Source organism: Streptomyces racemochromogenes, assembly GCF_039535215.1.
Lineage (GTDB): Bacteria > Actinomycetota > Actinomycetes > Streptomycetales > Streptomycetaceae > Streptomyces > Streptomyces racemochromogenes.
In genome coordinates this window covers 494,911-513,566 of the sequence record NZ_BAAAWT010000001.1, presented here as the reverse complement: position 1 = coordinate 513,566, position 18,656 = coordinate 494,911, and the positions used below count along the sequence as shown (strand labels likewise).

Annotated in this window: 18 protein-coding genes; 15 read left to right on the top strand and 3 right to left on the bottom strand. The window is 76.0% G+C overall.

Going from position 1 to position 18,656, the window contains the following annotated elements:
- Nucleotides 1–114: 114 nt before the first annotated feature.
- From ABD973_RS02405 to ABD973_RS02385, 5 genes are all read left to right on the top strand, one after another.
- On the top strand, nt 115–1,266 hold the full coding sequence (locus ABD973_RS02405; RefSeq protein ID WP_345504435.1) for a leucine-rich repeat domain-containing protein: 1,152 nt from the start codon (nt 115–117) through the stop codon (nt 1,264–1,266).
- A complete protein-coding gene (locus tag ABD973_RS02400) occupies nt 1,263–3,203 on the top strand; it encodes an ankyrin repeat domain-containing protein (protein ID WP_345498083.1) in 1,941 nt (646 codons plus the stop codon). The genes ABD973_RS02405 and ABD973_RS02400 overlap by 4 nt, the downstream gene beginning before the upstream one ends.
- Entirely contained in the window at nt 3,200–4,390 is a 1,191-nt protein-coding gene (locus tag ABD973_RS02395; RefSeq protein WP_345498081.1) for a sigma 54-interacting transcriptional regulator, read from the top strand. The genes ABD973_RS02400 and ABD973_RS02395 overlap by 4 nt, the downstream gene beginning before the upstream one ends.
- A 16-nt stretch (nt 4,391–4,406) precedes the next feature.
- Nucleotides 4,407–5,618 (top strand): vWA domain-containing protein, encoded by a 1,212-nt coding sequence (locus tag ABD973_RS02390; protein WP_125823440.1) that lies wholly within the window; start codon nt 4,407–4,409, stop codon nt 5,616–5,618.
- Nucleotides 5,619–5,742: 124 nt separating this feature from the next.
- Nucleotides 5,743–6,288 carry a TerD family protein gene (locus ABD973_RS02385; RefSeq protein ID WP_125823441.1) on the top strand — a complete coding sequence of 182 codons (546 nt, stop codon included), beginning with the start codon at nt 5,743–5,745 and terminating at the stop codon, nt 6,286–6,288.
- 159 nt (nt 6,289–6,447) lie between these two features.
- Here ABD973_RS02385 and ABD973_RS02380 read toward each other — a convergent pair whose 3' ends face one another.
- A complete protein-coding gene (locus ABD973_RS02380; protein ID WP_125823442.1) occupies nt 6,448–7,068 on the bottom strand; it encodes a TetR/AcrR family transcriptional regulator in 621 nt (206 codons plus the stop codon).
- A 148-nt stretch (nt 7,069–7,216) separates the two neighbouring features.
- Here ABD973_RS02380 and ABD973_RS02375 point away from each other — a divergent pair, with 148 nt between their 5' ends.
- From ABD973_RS02375 to ABD973_RS02330, 10 genes are all read left to right on the top strand, one after another.
- Nucleotides 7,217–8,059 carry a phosphatase PAP2 family protein gene (locus tag ABD973_RS02375; protein WP_125823443.1) on the top strand — a complete coding sequence of 281 codons (843 nt, stop codon included), beginning with the start codon at nt 7,217–7,219 and terminating at the stop codon, nt 8,057–8,059.
- Nucleotides 8,056–8,925 carry a hypothetical protein gene (locus tag ABD973_RS02370; RefSeq protein ID WP_241253466.1) on the top strand — a complete coding sequence of 290 codons (870 nt, stop codon included), beginning with the start codon at nt 8,056–8,058 and terminating at the stop codon, nt 8,923–8,925. Before ABD973_RS02375 ends, ABD973_RS02370 begins: the two co-directional genes overlap by 4 nt.
- A gap of 5 nt (nt 8,926–8,930) precedes the next feature.
- Nucleotides 8,931–9,221, top strand: coding sequence for a hypothetical protein (locus ABD973_RS02365; protein WP_125823444.1), 291 nt, complete (start codon nt 8,931–8,933; stop codon nt 9,219–9,221).
- A 65-nt stretch (nt 9,222–9,286) separates the two neighbouring features.
- Nucleotides 9,287–9,553: a GlsB/YeaQ/YmgE family stress response membrane protein gene (locus ABD973_RS02360; protein ID WP_125823445.1), complete on the top strand. Its 267-nt coding sequence runs from the start codon at nt 9,287–9,289 to the stop codon at nt 9,551–9,553.
- Between the two features lie 70 nt (nt 9,554–9,623).
- On the top strand, nt 9,624–10,109 hold the full coding sequence (gene rraA, locus ABD973_RS02355) for a ribonuclease E activity regulator RraA (protein ID WP_125823446.1): 486 nt from the start codon (nt 9,624–9,626) through the stop codon (nt 10,107–10,109).
- Between the two features lie 73 nt (nt 10,110–10,182).
- On the top strand, nt 10,183–11,829 hold the full coding sequence (locus ABD973_RS02350; RefSeq protein ID WP_241253467.1) for a peptide-N4-asparagine amidase: 1,647 nt from the start codon (nt 10,183–10,185) through the stop codon (nt 11,827–11,829).
- A gap of 27 nt (nt 11,830–11,856) precedes the next feature.
- The gene (locus ABD973_RS02345; protein WP_206436604.1) at nt 11,857–13,539 is read left to right on the top strand and encodes a serine/threonine-protein kinase; all 1,683 of its coding nucleotides are present in this window, start codon (nt 11,857–11,859) and stop codon (nt 13,537–13,539) included.
- An 88-nt stretch (nt 13,540–13,627) separates the two neighbouring features.
- Nucleotides 13,628–14,527, top strand: coding sequence for a squalene/phytoene synthase family protein (locus ABD973_RS02340; RefSeq protein WP_125823447.1), 900 nt, complete (start codon nt 13,628–13,630; stop codon nt 14,525–14,527).
- Between the two features lie 136 nt (nt 14,528–14,663).
- Entirely contained in the window at nt 14,664–15,899 is a 1,236-nt protein-coding gene (locus ABD973_RS02335) for a sensor histidine kinase (RefSeq protein WP_386382136.1), read from the top strand.
- On the top strand, nt 15,899–16,504 hold the full coding sequence (locus ABD973_RS02330) for a response regulator transcription factor (RefSeq protein ID WP_125600311.1): 606 nt from the start codon (nt 15,899–15,901) through the stop codon (nt 16,502–16,504). Before ABD973_RS02335 ends, ABD973_RS02330 begins: the two co-directional genes overlap by 1 nt.
- 19 nt (nt 16,505–16,523) lie before the next feature.
- Here the strand turns inward: ABD973_RS02330 and ABD973_RS02325 are convergent, their stop codons facing one another.
- Together ABD973_RS02325 and ABD973_RS02320 are read right to left on the bottom strand one after the other, a co-directional pair.
- A complete protein-coding gene (locus tag ABD973_RS02325; RefSeq protein WP_125823448.1) occupies nt 16,524–17,294 on the bottom strand; it encodes a transglycosylase SLT domain-containing protein in 771 nt (256 codons plus the stop codon).
- Between the two features lie 400 nt (nt 17,295–17,694).
- Nucleotides 17,695–18,645, bottom strand: coding sequence for a dihydrodipicolinate synthase family protein (locus tag ABD973_RS02320; RefSeq protein ID WP_345498062.1), 951 nt, complete (start codon nt 18,643–18,645; stop codon nt 17,695–17,697).
- Nucleotides 18,646–18,656 lie beyond the last annotated feature (11 nt).

Genomic DNA, 18,656 nt, shown 5'->3' with positions numbered 1-18,656 from the left:
TCTCTCACGTCATGTCGGAACGGCGGCAGCACGGCGCGAAGGCGTGCCGGCCTGCCGCGGCTCCGCGAAGTCGCAGGGTCGCCGGGCGCCGGCGAAGGAACCGGTGGAATGCTGATGACACGGCCGACGCCCGTACGGTGCCCCGCAATCGAGCACCCGGACCTGCCCCTGGCCGACCCCGCGGACCTCGGCCCGCTGCTCGCCCGCCTCGGGCAGGAGCGCCCCGTCGAGGCCGACGAGACCTTCCCCCTCGGCACCCTGCGCCCCGACGGCCGCGTCGATCTCTGCAAGCAGGGCCTCGGCCCCGCCGGCACGGCCCGGCTGCTGCCCGTTGCCCTGACCTCCCCGCACGCCGCGCACCTGCTCCTCGGCACCAACTCCCTGACCGACGGGGGCGCCCGCACCCTCGCGACGGCCCTCGCCGGCGCCGACGGCCGCCACGGGGTGCACACCCTCTACCTCGGCTGCAACCGCATCGGCCCCGACGGCGCGCTCGCCCTCGCCGCAGCCCTCGCGGACGACACCGCCGTCCGCGCCCTCTGGCTCAAGCGCAACCCCCTCCACGAGGACGGCGCCCGCACCCTCGCCGCGCTGCTGCGCCGCAACACCGCGCTGCGCACCCTCGACCTCGTCAACACCGGCATCGGCGCCGACGGCGTACGCCTCCTGCTGGACGCCCTCCGCGACCGCGAGGCACCCCTGGAACGGGTCTTCCTCGGCGGCAACGGGCTCACCGCCGAAGCCGCCCCGCTGCTCGCCGCCCTCATCCGCGAGGCCGGGGTCCGCGAACTGTACGTCCCGGCCAACCACCTCGGCGACGAAGGCACGGCCGTCATCGCCGCCGCGGCCGCCGAAGCCGGCCCCGCACGCCCCGTCCGCCTCGGCCTCGGCGGCAACGGCATCGGCGTCGCCGGAGCACGCGCCCTCGCCGACGCCCTCGGCGGCATCGAGGCCCTCGACCTCGGCCGCACCATGTCCGAGCGCAGCCTCGGCTCCGCCGGCAACGAGACCGGCGACGAAGGCGCGTACGCCCTGGCCGCCGCCCTGCCCGGCAGCCCGCTGCGCCGCCTGGAGCTGCGCCACACCGGCATCACCGGGCGCGGGGCCAGGAGCCTGCTCGCCGCCCTGCCCGAGAACGCCCCGCTGGAGCACGTCGGCCTGGGCCCCGGCACCCCCCGCCGCCTCAAGCGCTCCTTCGCCGAACGGCTGCGCCCCGCCCGGGCCTCCCACCCGGACCTGCGGGCCATCGGGAGCGTGTACCGGTGAGCGAGAACGCCCGCACCACACCGCCCGGCGGGCTCCCGCCCGAGGACGCGGCGGCCTGGCAGCGGATCCGCCGCTACGCCGTGCCCGCCCGCATGATCGAGCGGGCCACCGCACACCGCCTGGCCGGGGACTGGCGCGCCGCCTGCGCCGCCGCCGGCACGGAGACCACCGTCGACCCGGCCGCGCTCGCCGCGGAACACGGCTCCGCCGTCGCCGCCGCGGTCACGGAGGACCTGCGCCACTTCGCCCCCGACCTGCTGCGCTGGCACCTGCCCCGGGTCCTGGGCGGCCGCACCGTCGTCGCCCCCAACCGCCGCGTCGTACTGGCCCGCTACGGCACCGGCTCCGACGCGCCCGTCCTGTACGTCACCACCCGCGCCATGGTGGACGGCCCCCAGCGGCTGCGGCTGCACTGCGCCCCCGTCGACCCGCACGCACGGCGCCACTCCTACGCCTCCTGGGTCACCGAGGACTGGACCCGGGCCCGCTGGTTCTGGGACGCCCGGCACACCGCCGAGCTGCGCGCCAGCGCCGGCCCGGCCGACCGGATCCCCTTCTTCCACCCCGACGGCACCCCGCTGCGCGAGGACGAGCTGCCCACCGCCGACCCCGGCCCCGCCGACCCCGCCGGGCGGGCGGAGTGGGCCGCCGTCCTCCAGTGGCGCGGCGAGAGCGTGGAGGCCTTCGCCGCCGCCGGGATCGCGCTCGACCTGACCCTCCCGCCGAACGCCTACCGCTGGAGCGACGCCGTCGCCGCGCTGAAGGGCGCCGCGCTGGACCCGGCCCTGCTCGCCGCCGGGGTACGCCGCCTCGCCGCGGCCGGCGCGGGCGACCGGTTCACGTTCGCCCCGCACTGGCGCTGCATGCTGCTGGTGGAACCCGCCGGCCCCGACGGCGCGCTGCGGGCCCGGCTCGTGGACTCCTCCGAGGTGCGCGACGTGCCCCGGCTGCCCGACCAGGCCTGGCGGCCGCTGCCCGACCTCCACCTCGTACGCACCGGCCGGACCGCCCCGCGCGAGCTGCACCCCCTCGTCACCGCCGCCCTCTTCCCCGCCGCCGGACCGGCCGGCGGGCCGCCCGGCCCCGCCGCGCCCCGGACCGTCCGGGTGCGCTGCGTCGGCGAGTGGCACGAGGTGCGCTCCCGGGGCGGCGTGCTCGAACTCCCGCACAGCGCCGAGGAGCAGCAGCGCGAGCGCGCCCTGCGGGCCTTCGGCGGCGAGGTCGCCGGCTGCTTCGCCGTCCGCGAGGCCTGGGCCTGTGGCAAGGGCCGGCTGCCGCGCGCCCTGCGCGCCGAGCGGCGGGAGCTGTTCGAGCGCGTCCAGCACGGCGACACCGCCGGGGTGCTCGCGCTCCTCGACGCGGGGCTGGACCCGCGGGTGCGCAACGGCAGGGGCCAGGGGCTGCTGCACCTGCTGCCCTTCGTACGGCACGAGGAGCTGCTGCCCAGGCTGCTGGAGGCCGGACTCGGCCTGGAGGAGCAGGACGACTTCGAACGCACCCCGCTGCAGTCCGCCGTCCAGAACGGCGGTACCGCGTCCCTGGTCCGGGCGCTCCTCGCGGCCGGCGCCCGTACCGATGTCGTCGACGACATGGAGCTGTCCCTGGGCCAGGTGGTGTCCCGCTACAAGCGGACCGACCTGACCTTCCTGAAGGAACTCGTCGAGGAGCGCCACCCCGGCATCAACTTCGAGGAGTACGACGAGTTCATGGCCGAGCGCGCCGAATGGGGCGACTTCGAGGACGACGACTACGAAGAGGACGGCTACGCCGAGACGGGTGACCCGGCCGCGGACGGCTCCGGCCCGGGCGTCTCCGGCCCGGGCGTCTCCGGGGCCGCCGGTCCGGAGGCCGACGAGCCGGGAGCGGCCGGCGACTCGGGAGCGGGGGGCGCGCGCACCGCGGCCGGTTCCGCCGGTGACGGGGAGGTCCGGGCATGAGCACCGCACCCCCGCCCGCGCTGGCCGCCGCCGACGAGCTCGGCGCCCGCCTCGGCGCCACCCGTACCGAGCCCGCCGCCAACCACCAGCTGGAGGCCCTCGCCCTCGCGGTGACGGCCAATCAGCCCGTCCTGCTCTGGGGCGAACCCGGCATCGGCAAGTCCGCCGGCATGCAACGGCTCGCCGCGTCCCTCGGGGTCGCCCTGGAGACCGTCGTCGCCAGCGTCCACGAGCCCTCCGACTTCGCCGGCCTGCCGATCGTCGGCGACGACCCCGCCACCACCGGCGTGCCCATGGCCCCGCCGGACTGGGCGGTGCGCCTGGCCCGCACCGGACACGGCCTGCTCTTCTTCGACGAGCTCTCCTCCGCCCCGCCCGCCGTACAGGCCGCCCTGCTGCGCGTGGTCCTCGAACGCCGGGTCGGCAGCCTGGAACTGCCCGCCTCCGTACGCATCGTCGCTGCCGCCAACCCGCCCGCCAGCGCGGCCGACGGCTGGCACCTCAGCGCGCCCCTCGCCAACCGCTTCGTCCACCTCGACTGGACGCACGACCCGCGCACCGTGGCCCGCGGCATGGCCGGGACCTGGCCCGAGACCGTCCTCCCCGCGGTGAACCCCGCCCGCTCCGCCGGTGCGGTCGCCCGCGCCCGGGGCGCGGTGTCCGGCTTCCTCACCGCCCGCCCCGGTCTGGTCCACCACATGCCGGACGACGCCGAGGCCCGGGGCAGGGCCTGGCCCTCCCCGCGCACCTGGGAGATGGCGCTGCGCCTGCTGGCCACCGGCTACGCGGCCGGCGCGGGCCGCGAGGCGCTGTCCGCCGCCCTCACCGGGGCCGTCGGCGACGGAGCCGGCCTGGAACTGCTGACCTACCTGGAGCACCTGGACCTGCCCGACCCGGAGCGGGTGCTGGCCGACCCCGCGGCCTTCGCGCTGCCCGAGCGCGGGGACCGGCAGCTGGCCTTCCTCATCGCGGTCGTCGCCGCCGTCCAGGCGGAGCCCACCCGCCCCCGCTGGGAGGCCGGCTGGGAGGTCCTCGCCAAGGCCGTCGACGCGGGCGTGCCCGACGTGGCCGCGCGGGCCGCCGCCGACCTCGCGGCGATGCGCGACCTGTCCTGGCCCGTCCCCGCGGGGATCGACGCCTTCGTGGAACTGCTCCAGCTGGCCGGGGCCCTGCCCGGCGCCCGCTGAGAGGCGGGCCGCGCCGGTGGACGTCCCGCTCGACCGGGCCAGGCTGCTCGCCGCCCGCTATGCGGCCGCCGAGGCCCGGCCCTACCTCGCCTCCGCCCTGTACGCGCTGACCGTCGTCCCCTCCCCGGGCCCGTCCGGGGTGCGGACGATGGGCGTCGACCGGCACTGGCGCTGCTACGTGGCGCCGGAGTTCGTGGCACGCACCCCCGTCCCCGAACTGTCCGGGGTGTGGATCCACGAGGTGGCCCACCTGCTGCGCGACCACCACGGGCGCGCCGACCGGCTGCCGCCCGCCGACCAGCGCGACCCGGTCCGGATCAACATCGCCCAGGACTGCGAGATCAACGACGACCTCCTCGCCGACGGCCTGGTCCTGCCGGCCGGCCGCATGGAGCCGGGTCGGTTCGGCCTGCCGGAGGGCGGGATGTTCGAGGGCTACCTGCCCGGCATCCCGCCGACGCCCCCGCACGCCGTGGACTGCGGCTCCGGCGCGCACGGCAGGCAGGCGCCCTGGGAACTCGGCGGCGGCGACGGCACGGCCCGGATCGGCCCGGTCGAGGCGGAGGCCCTGCGCCGCCAGACCGCCCAGGCCGTACGCGCCCACCTGCGCTCGCGGGGCCGGGGGAGCGTGCCCGCCGGTTGGGAGCGCTGGGCGGAGCAGGTGCTGGAGCCGGCCGTCGACTGGCGGCGCGCCCTGTCGGGGGCGGTGCGGGAGGCCGCCGCCTGGGCCGCGGGGGCGGTGGACTACACCTACCGGCGGCCCTCGCGCCGCACGCCCGCGCTGGGCGGCCGGGTGGTGCTGCCGAGCCTGCGCCGGCCGCTGCCCCGGGTGGCGGTCGTCATCGACACCTCGGGCTCCATGGGCGACGCGGAACTCGCCGCCGCCCTCGCCGAGGTCACCGGGGTGCTGCGCGAGGTCGGCGTGGGCGGCAACCGGGTCACCGTCCTCGCCTGCGACGCCGACGTGCACGCCGTGAGCCGGGTCGCCAGTGCCGGGGAGGTGACCCTGGCCGGGGGCGGCGGCACCGACATGCGGGTGGGCATCGCGGCCGCGCTGGCCCGGCCGGACCGGCCCTCGATCGTGGTCGTGCTGACCGACGGCCACACCCCCTGGCCCGCGCAGCCCCCGTCCTGCCGGCTGATCGCCGCACTGATCGGGGCGCGGGCACCCCGGCCCCCGGGCTGGGTGGAGACCGTACGCCTGGACCCGGCCGAACCGGGCCGCTGACCGGGCGGTGCCGCGAACTGGCCGGTTGTGTACGGTCGTTCGCACGGTGATCACGGCCGCGTGGCAGCATGGCGACGGACAGCACGGCGAGGCGGCCGGAGCGGCCACGCGGAGGGGGAGTTCGGTGAGCGGAGTACGCAAGAGCCTGGCCAGGGTGGAGATAGCGCTGCGCTGGGACCCCAGCCCCGCGGGCACGCCCGCGAACGACCTGGACATCGTCGCGGCCGTGTACGGCGCCGCGGACCCGTACGGGGAGCCCGTCTACCTCGTCCACTTCGGCAGCCGCGCCCCCGACGGGACCATCACCCTGGCCCGGGACAGCCGCACCGGCCAGGGCTTCGGCTTCGACGAGGTGATGACGCTCGAACTGGACCGGCTGGCGCCCGAGCTGGGCCGGGTGGTGGTCGGCGTGGTGATCCAGGACGCAGGGTCCGCCGCGGCGCCGGACCGCAAGACCTTCGCCGCCGTCGGCGGCACGGGGCTGCGCGTCCGCGAGGGGTACACCGACCTCGCCACGACCGACTTCGCGGAGCTCGCCGGGGCCACGGCGGCCACCGTCGCCGAGTTCACCCGGGACGGCGCGGGCGGCTGGACGCTGGACGCGCGCACGCGCGGCTTCGACGCGGACCCGCAGGAGTACGCCCGGGTCATGGGCGCGGTACGCGGCTGAGGGCGGGTGCCGGTGCGTCCGTACCGGACCGGGCGGCGGTCACCCTGCTCGGGAGTGGCCGCCGCCCCGTCCGGGTGGCGCGCTGCCACCGTCCCCACGAGGCAGCGCGAGTGGGTCGCCGTCCGGTCATCGTGAACGGCGGCCCACCGGTTCAGGGGGTCAGGGGTTCGGCGGGCCGATGCCCAGCGCGGGCAGCAGCGCCGCGTCCACGAACCTGACCAGGTAGTCGGCGTCCGCGTACCGGCCCTCCAGCACGGGCCGGATCCGCAGGACGCCCATCAGCTGCGCCGGCAGGAACTCCACGGCCGGGTGGTCCGCGGCGAGCTCCCCGCGCGCCACGGCCCGCTCGACGATCGCGTCGAAGGCCGCCAGCTCGGGCTCCGCCAGCGCCTCGCGCAGCGCCGCCTGGAGCTCCTCGTCGGCGAAGACGGCCACCCCGAGCGCCTGGGTGAGCCGGGTGTCGGGGCCCGAGGTGCCGGCCGCGATCCGGGCGGCCTCGCGGAGGTCCCCGGCGAGGGTCCCGGTGTCCACGTCCGCCAGGGTCCGCTCCCCGCGCCGGGTGCGGCCCGCGCGCAGGGCGGCGGCGACGAGCCGGGGCTTGGTCCGCCACTGCCGGTAGAGCGTGGACTTCCCGCAGCAGGCCCGGGCGGCGATTCCCTCCATGGTCAGGGCCTCGTAGCCGTGCTCGCGCAGCTGGTCGAGGACGACGTCGTAGAACTCCTGCTCGCGCTCCGGGCTGATCTTGGAGCGGCGCGCGGGGCCCTGCGGCGTCGACGTCATGGGGTGGGGTTCTCCTCGCGGGATCCAGCGGTGGGTCCGTGCTCCGAGTGTACGGCCATCCGAGCTTATCGGGACACCAGCGTATCGATACGCTGATGTATCGATACACTGGCGTGTCGACAGGAACCGAAAGAAGCGAGACCGGGGGATGACCTCCCAGACCACACCGGACCGGCCACCGGCCGGGAAGAGCGACTCACGCCGGCGGCTCATACGCGAGCTGCTGCTCGTCGCGGGACTGTTCGCCGCCTACAAGGCGGGCCGGACGCTCTCGACGGGCCGCACCGACGAGGCCTTCCGCAACGCCGCCCGGGTGTGGGACGCCGAACGCGCCCTGCACCTGCCCGGAGAGGGCGCCGTCCAGCGGCTGCTGCTCCACTCCGACGCCGTCGTCCACACCGCCAACACGTACTACGCGGCCGTGCACTTCCCGGCGACCGCCCTGTTCCTGGTCTGGCTGTACCTGCGCCGCCCCGGGCACTACCTGTGGACCCGCCGCGTGCTCGCCGTCCTCACCGCCGCCGCCCTCGTGCTGCACCTCTCCTTCCCGCTCGCGCCGCCCCGGATGCTGGACGCCGCACGGCTCGTGGACACCGCCCAGGTGTACGGGCCGAGCGTCTACGGAACCGCCCCGGAAGCCGACACCATGGCCAACCAGTTCGCCGCGATGCCCTCGCTGCACTTCGGCTGGGCACTGATGCTGGCCCTCGGGATGATCGCCGCGACCCGGTCCCGGTGGCGCGCCCTGTGGCTGCTGCACCCGCTGGTGACCCTGCTCGTCGTCGTGGGCACCGCCAACCACTACTGGATCGACGCCGCCGTCGCCACCCTGCTGCTGGGCGCGGCCCTGCTGCTGGTCCCGCGCCCGGCCCCCGCCGACGCCGCGCCACCGGTACGGGGCCTGCCGCGCCCCCGCCCGGCACCCGACGCCGCACCCGACGCCGCGGGCCACCCCGCTCCCGCGCCCGTCCCCGCCGGAGGCGACCGGTGAACGCCACCCTCCTCGCCGTCGCCCTCTGCCTCGCCTCCGCCGCCACCTACGCGGCCGCCGCCGTCGCCCAGGAACGCCTCGCCCGCCGGGCCGTCGCCCGCAGCGCCCGGGCCCTGCTCGGCAACGGCGCCTGGTGGTGGTCGGCCGGACTGAACGCCGCCGCCGCACTGCTGCACGCCGCCGCGCTGCGCTACGGCCCGCTGACCCTGGTCCAGCCGCTGGGCGCGCTCACCCTGGTGGCCGCCGTCCCGCTGGGGGCCCGCGGCGCCGGGCGGCGGGTCGCCGCCACCGAGTGGCGCGGCACCCTGGCCACCGTCGCCGGCCTCGGGCTGCTGCTGCTCCCCGCCTCCGGCCCGGCCCCCGACGACACCCTCACCCTGGCCGAGGCGCTCGCCGTGTCCGGAGCCACCGTCGCCGTGATCCTGCTGCTCACCGCCCGCAAGGACCCCGGCCCGGGGCTGCGCCACGCCACCGCCTCCGGGCTGGCCTCCGCCGTCGCCTCCGCCCTGACCCAGACCGTCGCCGTCGCCGGCGGCCGGGGCGGGGCGCTGCTCAGCGGCCGGGTGGTCACCGTGGCCCTGCTCGTGGTGGTCTTCGCCGTCGGCGGGATGCTGCTCTCGCAGCGGGCCTACCGGGGCGGCCTCGGCGCCCCGCTCGCCGTGGTCAACCTGGCCAACCCGCTCGCGGCCGCCGCGATCGGCATGATCCTGCTCGGCGAACGCCTCCAGGGCGGCGCCCTCGGCATCCTGCTCGCCGCCGCCGGAGGCCTCGCGGCCACCCGCGGGGTCCTGCTGCTCACCCGGGGCGCGCCCGCCGCGCAGCCCGCCGAAAGCCGCCCCGTACCGGCCGGCCATGTGACAGCATGATCGGCATGGACGACCGTTCGTACCTCTCCCTCTGGTCCAGGAACTCCGTGCTGTCCATCGGCTCGGTGGGCTCGGTGCTCTCCATCGGCTCGGCGGGCAGCTTCCTCTCCGTCGCCTCCGTCGGGTCCGCGCTCTCGGTCGGCTCCACCGCCTCCTGGCTGAGCGCGGGATCCGCCTTCTCGGCCCGCTCCACCCTCTCCCTCTTCGCCTACCGCTCCCGGGGCGGCGTCGCGGTGGCCGGCGCCGTCGCGGGAGCGGCCGCGGCCGCCGCACTGTGGCGGGCCCGCCACCGCTGAGAACCGCCGGGCCCCCGCTGGCGTCCTCAGGGGCACGGACGCACACGACGAGCGGAGAGAACGGCATGGGCATCATCGGCTGGATCATCCTGGGCCTGCTGGCCGGCGGCATAGCCAAGATCCTGCTCCCCGGCCGCGACCCGGGCGGCTTCATCGTCACCACCCTCATCGGCGTGGCCGGCGCCTTCATCGGCGGCTGGCTCTCCGCGAAGTTCCTCGACCGCCCGATCCAGGCCCAGTTCTTCGACCTCGCCACCTGGGGCTCGGCCATCGTCGGCTCCCTCGTCCTGCTCGTCGGCTACCGCGTCCTCTTCGGCAACTCCCGCCGCTGAGCGCCCGCCCGAGGACACCTCCTAGGCTGGGCCCCGCGCGACGTACGAGATGCGAGGAGCCCGGAACCCCATGAGCCCCACCCCGATCCCCACCGCCGACCTGTACGACGAGCACGGCGAGGACCTCGGCATCTGCGCCGTCCAGTTCCGCCGGATCGGCGGCCGGCACCTGTACGCCGGACCCGTGCGCACCGTCCGCTGCCACGAGGACAACGCCCTGCTGCGCGAGCTCCTCCACACCCCCGGCGAAGGCGCCGTCCTCGTCGTCGACGGCGGCGGCTCCCTGCGCACCGCACTGGTCGGCGACCTCATCGCCGGCGCCGCCCACGCCTCCGGCTGGGCCGGGCTGATCGTCAACGGCGCCGTCCGCGACAGCGTCGCCCTCGGCGCCCTGGACCTCGGCGTCCAGGCGCTCGGCACCTGCCCGCGCAAGAGCGGCAAGACCGGCGAGGGCGCCGTCGACGAGCCCGTCACCATCGGCGGGGTCACCTTCCGCCCGGGCGACACCGTGTACGTGGACGACGACGGCGTCGTGGTCCTGCCCGCCGCGCACTGACCCGTCGGTTTCGCGCCACCCGCCGGCCCCGGCCCTGGCGGCGGCGGGCCGCCAGGGGTTTCACTGCGGGCCCATGAGACGACACAGGATCATGGGCCTGCTCGGCACGCTCACCCTCGCCGCCGGCGCCCTGGCCGGCCCCGCGGCCGCCGCCGGCACCCCCGCGGCCGCGCCCCCGGCCGCCACCACCGGCCCCGTCCCGCCCGCCGAGTTCGGCACCGACTGGCACGACCCGCTCACCGCCGCCCCGCCCGTCGAACACCCCGCCACCCGCTCCTGCGAGGTGACGCTGGCCGAGGCCCAGTTCCGCGACTTCACCCCCTACAAGGGGACCTACACCCCGCCCGCCGGCTGCGGCCGCTCCGACTGGGCCAAGGCCGTCCTGCGCCTCGACGGCAAGGTCAAGGGCCGCCAGTACGACCGCCTCGGCAACCTCACCCTCGGCGGCGTGGAGATCCTGCGCACCTCCACCCCCGAACCCTCGCCCGAGGGCATCGAGTGGTCCGTCGAGAAGGACGTCACCCGCTACCGCGACGTCCTCGGCCGCCCCGGACCCGTCGAGATGCTGATCGGCAACGTCGTCAACGACACCTACACGGGCGTCATCGACGTCAAGGTCACCCTGACCCTCTACGCCGCCGACCGGCACACCCCGGCACCCGACACCCCCGACCGGGTCCTGCCGCTCACCTCCCCGGCGGTCACCACCCCCCGCAACACCGAACGGCTCCTCGCCGAGGTGTACGCCACCGGCTCCGGCGGCGGCTGCGAGGAGTACTGGTACATGACGGTCCCCGACGCCGCGCCCTACTCCTGCAAGGCCGCCGACGGCCCCTACCGCGAGGTCCGGATCGCCGTCGACGGACAGCTCGCCGGCCTGGCCGCGCCCTTCCCGACCGTGTGGACCGGAGGCTGGTCCAACCCCTTCCTCTGGTACGTCACCCCCGGCCCGCGCGCCTTCGACGTCCAGCCGATCGTGTACGACCTCACCCCCTACGCCGCCCTGCTCAACGACGGCCGGGAGCACCGCGTCGAGGTCTCCGTCGCCGGCGTCCCGGCCGGCCAGGCCGGCTGGAGCACACCGGCCAACCTGCTGCTCTGGCAGGACCACGGCCGCCAGGTCGTCACCGGTGCCCTGACCCGCCACGAGGAGGGCGCCCCCACCGGCTCCTCCCGCTGGACCCCCGCCGCCCCCGGCGGCGAACACCGCCTGGACACCGACGGCGCCCACCGCCTCACCGTCGCCGGGCACCTCGACACCTCCCACGGCCGGATCACCACCACCGTCACCCGCGCCGTCTCCCACACCTCGGCGCACCGCTGGACCGACGGCGAGAACCGCGACGCCCTCACCGCCACCTGGACCGACGAGGACAGCGTCACCCGCGGCCCCACCACCACCCGCACCGCACGCACCTACACCATGGACGGCGAGACCACCCTCGCCGCCGGGGACCGGCTGCGCACCGTCCTGACCCTCGGCGACCGGGCCGACACCACCACCCTGCGCGGCGGCCGCCAGACCGGCCGCACCCTCCTCGACGACCGGTACACGGGAGACGCCTCGTACACGGCGAACGTCCCGCGCGACCAGCGGCACGCCGTCGGCACCTCCACCGAGCGCTACCGCCTGTACGGGACGGGCACCGGCCGCGGCTGCTACGACCGTACGGTCTCCACCGCGCAGGGCACGCTGACGGAGGACCGCCTCCGCTGCTGACGGTGGCGGGGCCTACGATGACCGCCCATGGAGAACAGTGAGGCCGGCAGACGGCTGATCGACGGCCGTTTCGAACTCATCGACCCCCTGGGCGCCGGAGGCATGGGCACGGTGTGGCGCGCCCGCGACATCGCACTGCACCGCGAGGTCGCCCTCAAGGAGGTGCGCCCGCCGGACCCCGCCACCGCCGCCGCGCAGCCGGACCTCGCCGTCCAGCTGCGCGAGCGGGCCATCCGCGAGGCGCGGGCCCTGGCCCGCCTCGCCCACCCCAACGTGGTGACGATCCACCACATCGTGGAGCCCGCCCCGGGCACCGAGGGCCACCCGTGGATCGTGATGGAGCTCCTCAAGGGCGGCTCCCTGCACGACCGGCTCGCCGCCGGACCGATGCCGCTGCCCGAGGTGGTGCGGCTCGGGCTCGACATCCTCTCCGCGCTGCGCGCCGCGCACGCCGAGGGCGTCCTCCACCGGGACGTCAAGCCGGCCAACGTCCTGCTGCGGCCCGACGGGGCGGGCGTACTGACCGACTTCGGCATCGCCGCCCTGCACGGGGCGACCGCCCTCACCTCCACCGGCGTCCTGATCGGCTCGCCCGAGTACATCGCCCCCGAGCGGTGCCGGGGCGAGGAGGGCCTGGCGGCCTCCGACCTGTGGTCGCTCGGCATGATGCTGTACGTGGCCGCCGAGGGGACGCACCCGCTGCGCCGTGCCACCAGCCTGGCCACCGTCGTCGCCGTCCTCGACGAGCCGATCCCGGCGCCCGTGCGCTCGGGCCCGCTGGGACCCGTACTGGAGCGGCTGCTGGTCCGCGATCCCGCCGCGCGGCCCGACGGCGCCGAACTGGAAGCACTGCTCCGGGGTGCGAGCACCGCTCTCGACGCGGGTGCCGGAGCCGCTGCCCCCGCCGCCGGTCCGGCCCCGGCCCCGGTCGCGGGCCCCGGCCTGTACGGGCCGCCCCCCACGGCCTCCGGCACCCGGCCCTTCACCCCCGGCGGCGGCTCCCCGTACGGGCCCACCGCCCCCGTCCCCGCCCCCGTCCCGGCCCCCGCCCGGGGCCGCGGCCGCGCTGCCCTGATCGGCGGCGTCCTCGCGCTGGCCCTCGCCGGCGGCGTCACCGGGCTCGTCCAGGCCCTGCCCGACGGCACGTCCGGCGACCCCGGCGCCAAGGTCTCCACGGCCTCCGCCCCGGCCACCAACGCCGCCCAGCCGCCCGTCACCCCCAGGGCCGCCACGCCCAAGCCGCAGGGCACCCCCGCCTCGGCCGCCAAGGGCAGCCTCCTGACGCCCGACAAGGTCCGTACCGTCATCGAGGCGTTCAAGCAGAAGACCGGCACCACCACCTTCGTGGAGATGACCGTCTACGAGGGGTACGTGCTGGCCTCCATCCCCACCGCCCCCGGCGCCGACACCTACGACCGGTACGAGTACCGCGACGGCCAGGTCAAGAACGACGGACCCGGCGGCACCGTCAAGCCGGACGAGCCGCCCATCGACATGGCGGCCGTCAAGTGGGACGCCCTGCCGGGCCTCCTGGAACGGGCGCAGCAGGAACTGGGCGTCACCAAGCCCACCTCCCGCTACGTCATCATCGAGCCCTGGATCTTCGACGCCTCCGCCTCCATGCGCCCCTACCTCACCGACGAGTACGGGCGCGGCGGCTACGTGCACGCCGACACCCAGGGCAACGTGAAGAAGGTGTACCGCTCCTGACATCGTGTAGCCGTACACGCGCACCGGTACGCGCACCCCGTACGCGCACCCGCGTACGGCAGACACGGTCCAAGGAGCACGGTCCCCCATGCCCAGCTGGCGCAGCACCCTCACCCAGGCCGGGATAACCGACCCCCGGCTGCGGGCCGACCACACCCACGCCGCCCGCCGGGTGCTGCGCCGCGAACCGGCCCCGTACCTCACGCTGCGCCTGCTCGCCGCACCGCCCCTGGTGCCCTGGCTCTCCACGGGCCTCGCCTTCATGAACCTGGTCGACGACGTCGCCGAGACCGGCACCCCGGCCGTGCGGGCCGCCGGACTCGCCGCGCTGGCCGGCCGCGTCGAGTCGGCCCTGGCGACCGGCGACAGCCCCGACCCGCTGCTGCGCGCCTACGCCCACGCCGTCCGCTGCAGGGGCCTGCCGGACCACTGGATCACCCGCTTCCTCGACGGCGCTGCCACCGCCGAGGCCGCCTTCGACGGCTTCGCCGCCGAGGAGGACTTCCAGGCCTACCTCGACGCCTACGCCTGGCCCGGGATCATGGTCTTCACCGGGCTCCAGTACCAGGGCGGACCCGACCCCGCCCAGGCGGCGGGCTGGCGCGCCTTCGTGGACGCCGCCCAGCGGGTCGACTTCCTCGCCGACCTGGCCGGCGACCTCGCCGAGGGGCGGCTCTGCATCCCGCGCTCCCGCCTCGCCGAGCACTCCGTCACCCGCGCCGACCTCGAACAGGCCCGCGAGACCCCGGAGGTACGCGCCCTCCTCGCCGCCGAGTGCGCCCGCGCGCGCACCGCCCTCGCCGCGGCCGGGGGCGTCCTCGACCTCACCGAGCCCGGCCTGCGGCCGGTGGTCGCCGCCATGACGGAGCTGATGGGACACCAGCTGGCCGCGGTGGAGAAGGCCGGCACCGGCGCCCTGCGCAAGGACGTCGGCTACGGCCTGGCCGCCCCCGTGGGCACCCTGGTCCGCGCACTGCGGCGCCGGTGACCTCGACCCGCGGTGACATTTGTACTGCTCAGGACCGTACGGCCGGATCTGCCGCCGCCCCGCCCCGGTACCTAACGTGAAGGACATGACAGAGCACACCCGAACGGGCGGCACGAGGACGGAAGAGGGACCGGACATGCGGGGCAAGGGGGCGGCGGCCGACCGGAAGGCCGACCGGAAGGCCGAATGGGCCGCCCGCAAGGCGGAATGGCGGGCGAGCGAGAAGGCCCGCAAGGCGCGCGGGGAGGCCCCCGACTACGGCAGCGGCCCGATGGGCCCGCCCAACGCCTTCACCCTGCTGCCCTGGCTGCTCCTGGGCATGGGGGCGATCTCCAACATCGTCCACGGCGAGACCCCCGACCCCTGGGTCGGCGTGGCCGGCCTGCTGGTCTTCAACTCCCTCTACGTCACCCTGGTCTTCCGGGCCTTCCACAAGCCGGCCCGGGAGGCCGTCGCCACCCGCTGGTGCCTGGGCGCCCTGGCCGCCGTCACCTGCGCCATGGCCGGCGGCTACGGCGGCGACTGGCTGCTCTTCTTCCCGCTGCTGGGCCTCGCCACCGGCGCGGTGGTCCGGGGACGCGGGCTCGCCCCGGTGATGTTCACCGTCACGGCCGTCGCCGGAGTCGTCGCGGGGCTGTGGGAGGGCTGGGACGCGCTCGGCATCGTCTACGGGACCTTCCTGTCCGGCATGGTCACCGCCGCCATCCTCGCGCTGGCCGAGACGGTACGGGAACTGCGCGAGACCCGGCAGGAACTGGCGCGGGCCGCCGTCGACCAGGAGCGGCTGCGCTTCTCCCGGGACCTGCACGACCTGCTCGGTCACACCCTGTCGGTGATCGTGGTGAAGTCGGAGGCGGCCCGCCGGATCGCACCGCGCGACGTGGACGCCGCCCTCGACCAGGTCCGCGACATCGAGTCGGTGGGCCGGCAGGCGCTCACCGAGATCCGGGAGGCCGTCACCGGCTACCGCGAGGCGAGCCTGGCCGCCGAGCTCGACCGGGCCCGCGCCGCGCTGACCGCTGCCGGCATCGAGCCCGTCGTACGCCAGTCCGGGCCCCCGCTGCCCCCGCAGACGGCGGCCCTGCTGGGCTGGGTGGTCCGCGAGGCCGCCACCAACGCCGTCCGCCACAGCGGTGCCTCCCGCTGCGAGATCGAGCTGGACGGCACCGGGGACCGGGTCCGCCTGGTGATCACGGACAACGGTACGGGCGCAGTAGGCTCGACCCCGTCGGGCTGCGGGCTGACGGGCCTGCGCGAACGCCTCGCCGCGTCGGGAGGCACGCTCACCACGGGCCCGGCGGCGGACGGCGGTTTCCGGGTCACCGCCGGGCTCCCGGCGGATCCGGCCGCAGGAGGGGACGGAACGCACTGATGGTCAGGCTGCTGCTGGCGGAGGACCAGGGCATGATGCGGGGCGCGCTCGCCCTGCTGCTGGGGCTGGAGGAGGACTTCGAGGTCGTGGCCCAGGTGGGCGCCGGGGACGAGATCCTGCCCGCCGCGCTGGAGGCCCGGCCCGACGTGGCCCTGCTCGACATCGAGCTCCCGGGTCTCAGCGGCCTCGACGCCGCCGCGGAGCTGCGCACCCGGCTGCCGGACTGCCGGGTGCTGATCCTGACCACCTTCGGCCGGCCCGGCTACCTGCGCCGGGCCATGGAGGCCGGGGCCGCGGGGTTCCTCGTCAAGGACGGGCCGGTGGAGGAGCTGGCGGTGGCGGTCCGCCGGGTACTGGCCGGGGAGACCGTGATCGACCCGGCGCTCGCGGCCGCCGCGCTGGGCGCCGGCCCGAATCCGCTGACCGCGCGCGAGACCGACGTGCTGAACGCCGCCGCCGACGGGGCCACGGTGGCCGACATCGCCGGCCGGGTGCACCTGTCCGAGTCGACCGTGCGCAACTACCTCTCGGCGGCCATCGGCAAGACCGGCACCCGCAACCGGATGGAGGCCGTCCGCGCGGCCCGCCGCCAGGGCTGGCTCTGACGGCCCGTCGGCCGGGTTCCTAGTAGGCGCCGTTGACGTTGTCGATCGATCCGTAGCGGGCGGCGGCGTAGTTGCAGGCCGCGGTGATGTTGGCGACCGGGTCGTACGAGTCCAGGGGCGTTCCGGGGACGTGGTAGGCGCGGAAGGTCGGGTCGATGACCTGGAGCAGGCCCTTGGAGGGGATGCCGTTGCGGGCGTTGATGTCCCAGTTGTTGATGGCCAGGGGGTTGCCCGAGGACTCCCGCATCACGTTACGGTGGATTCCGTTGTAGCTGCCGGGAATTCCGTGCCGGGCCATGATGGCCAGCGACTGCCGGATCCAGCCGTCGAGGTTGTTCGCGTAGACCGGGGTGGCCGGCTTGGCGGCGGGCTTCACGGCGGCCGCGCGGGCCGCCGCGCCGAGGCTCAGTTTCAGGCCGGGACGGATCACCGAGGGATCGGAGCCGATGGTGCTCCGGTTGGCCTCGTAGAGCGCCTGCCAGCCGCCGCTCACGGAATGCGCGGAGGCGATCTTCGAAAGGGTGTCACCGCCGACCACCGAATAGGTCAGGGCTGCCGCCGCCTTTTGCACGGACGCCTTTTCCGTGGCCGACTTCTCGACCGACGGCTGCACCGCGGTGGCCTTCTCCACGGCCGCCTTGACGAGCGAGGCGGGCTGCGTGCCGGTCGCCCCGGCCGTCGTGGCGCTGATCAGAGGGAGGGCGAGAGCCGCTCCACCCGTGCCGGCGACCGCCAGCTTGCGGGCGATCCAGTGCTGCTTCGGCCGACGGTGCTTGCCGTGTCGGGGCATGGCGCTGTTCCTCACGTGGGGGTACGGGAGAGCCCCGGCGGCGGCCGGATTCGGCAGTCGGCCGCGGGGAGTGAGGTGACCGTAGGCGAGCGCGCGGCGCGGGAACAAGACACGAATTCCACCGGGAGATCGACTTCTCGGGCATTGCGCGGTAATTGACCATGAATTGCGGATCAAGGAACGGCCGATTTCCTTTCCGGGGAAAGGGAATCGGCCGTTCCGGATGAATTGATGTTGTTCGGCCCCGCGTGACCCACATCACGGGTCCGGCAGGTTTGGGTCCGCCTCGCGCAATACGGTCAATTGGCGGCCCGATACTGCCGATTCGGGCGACCGGTACGAGGGTGCCGAAGTGTGCCCAACCAGGCATTTCGGGCGCTCGTCGGCCTGGCCCGGCTCCTCATCGGCCTGGTCCGGCCCCTCGGAGGGAGGCCAGCGCCTCCAGGGTGGCGTCCACGGCCCGCCCGGACGCGGGCAGCAGGGGCAGGCGCACGTCCGGGGCGGGGATCCGGCCCTGTGCGTGCAGCACGCCCTTGACCACCGCCGGGTTGGGCTCCGCGAAGGCCGCCGCCGACACCCGTGCCAGCCCGTGCCCCAGCTCCCGGGCCCGCCCGACGTCACCGGCCCGCCAGGCCGCCGCGAGCTCCACGAACCGCCCCGTCGCCAGATGGGCCGAGGCGAGCACCGCCCCCGAGGCGCCGAGCGCCAGCATCGGGGACACGTACGCGTCGTCCCCGGCCAGGACCGAGAACCCGTCCGGCAGCCGGCCCAGCAGCGCCACCGTCTCCGCGTCGATCCCGCCCGCGGCGTACTTCACCCCCGCCACCCCGGCCAGCGAGCCCAGCGCCCGCAGCGCGTCCGCGTCCAGGGGCCGCCCCGTCCGGTACGGGACGTGATAGACGATCAGCGGCACTGGGCTCACCTCCGCCAGCCGCGCGAAGTGGGCCAGCACCCCCGCCGCCGAGGGCCGTACGAACGACGGCACCGTCACCAGCGCCGCCCGGGCCTGTGGCCACCGCGCCAGCCGCGCCAGCGACGCCTCGCTCGCCCGGGTCCCGCTCGCCCCCGCCCCCACCGTGAGCGGCACGCCCCTCTCCCCGCAGACCCGCGCGCAGATCCCGGTCACCAGGTCCCGCTCCGCCTCGTCCAGCGCGGCGGCCTCGCCCGTCGTGCCGAGGGCCACGATCCCGGCGGCCCCCGCGTCGAGGACCTCGTGGGCCAGGGCCTCCAGCGCCTCGGCGGCGACCTCCCCGCCGGGTGTGAACGGGGTGACGAGCGGGACGTGGATCCCGTCGAGGATCAAAGGGTCGCTATGGGCCGTTTGCCCGCCCTGGGGCGTTTCCTGTCGCATGCAGAAGAGCT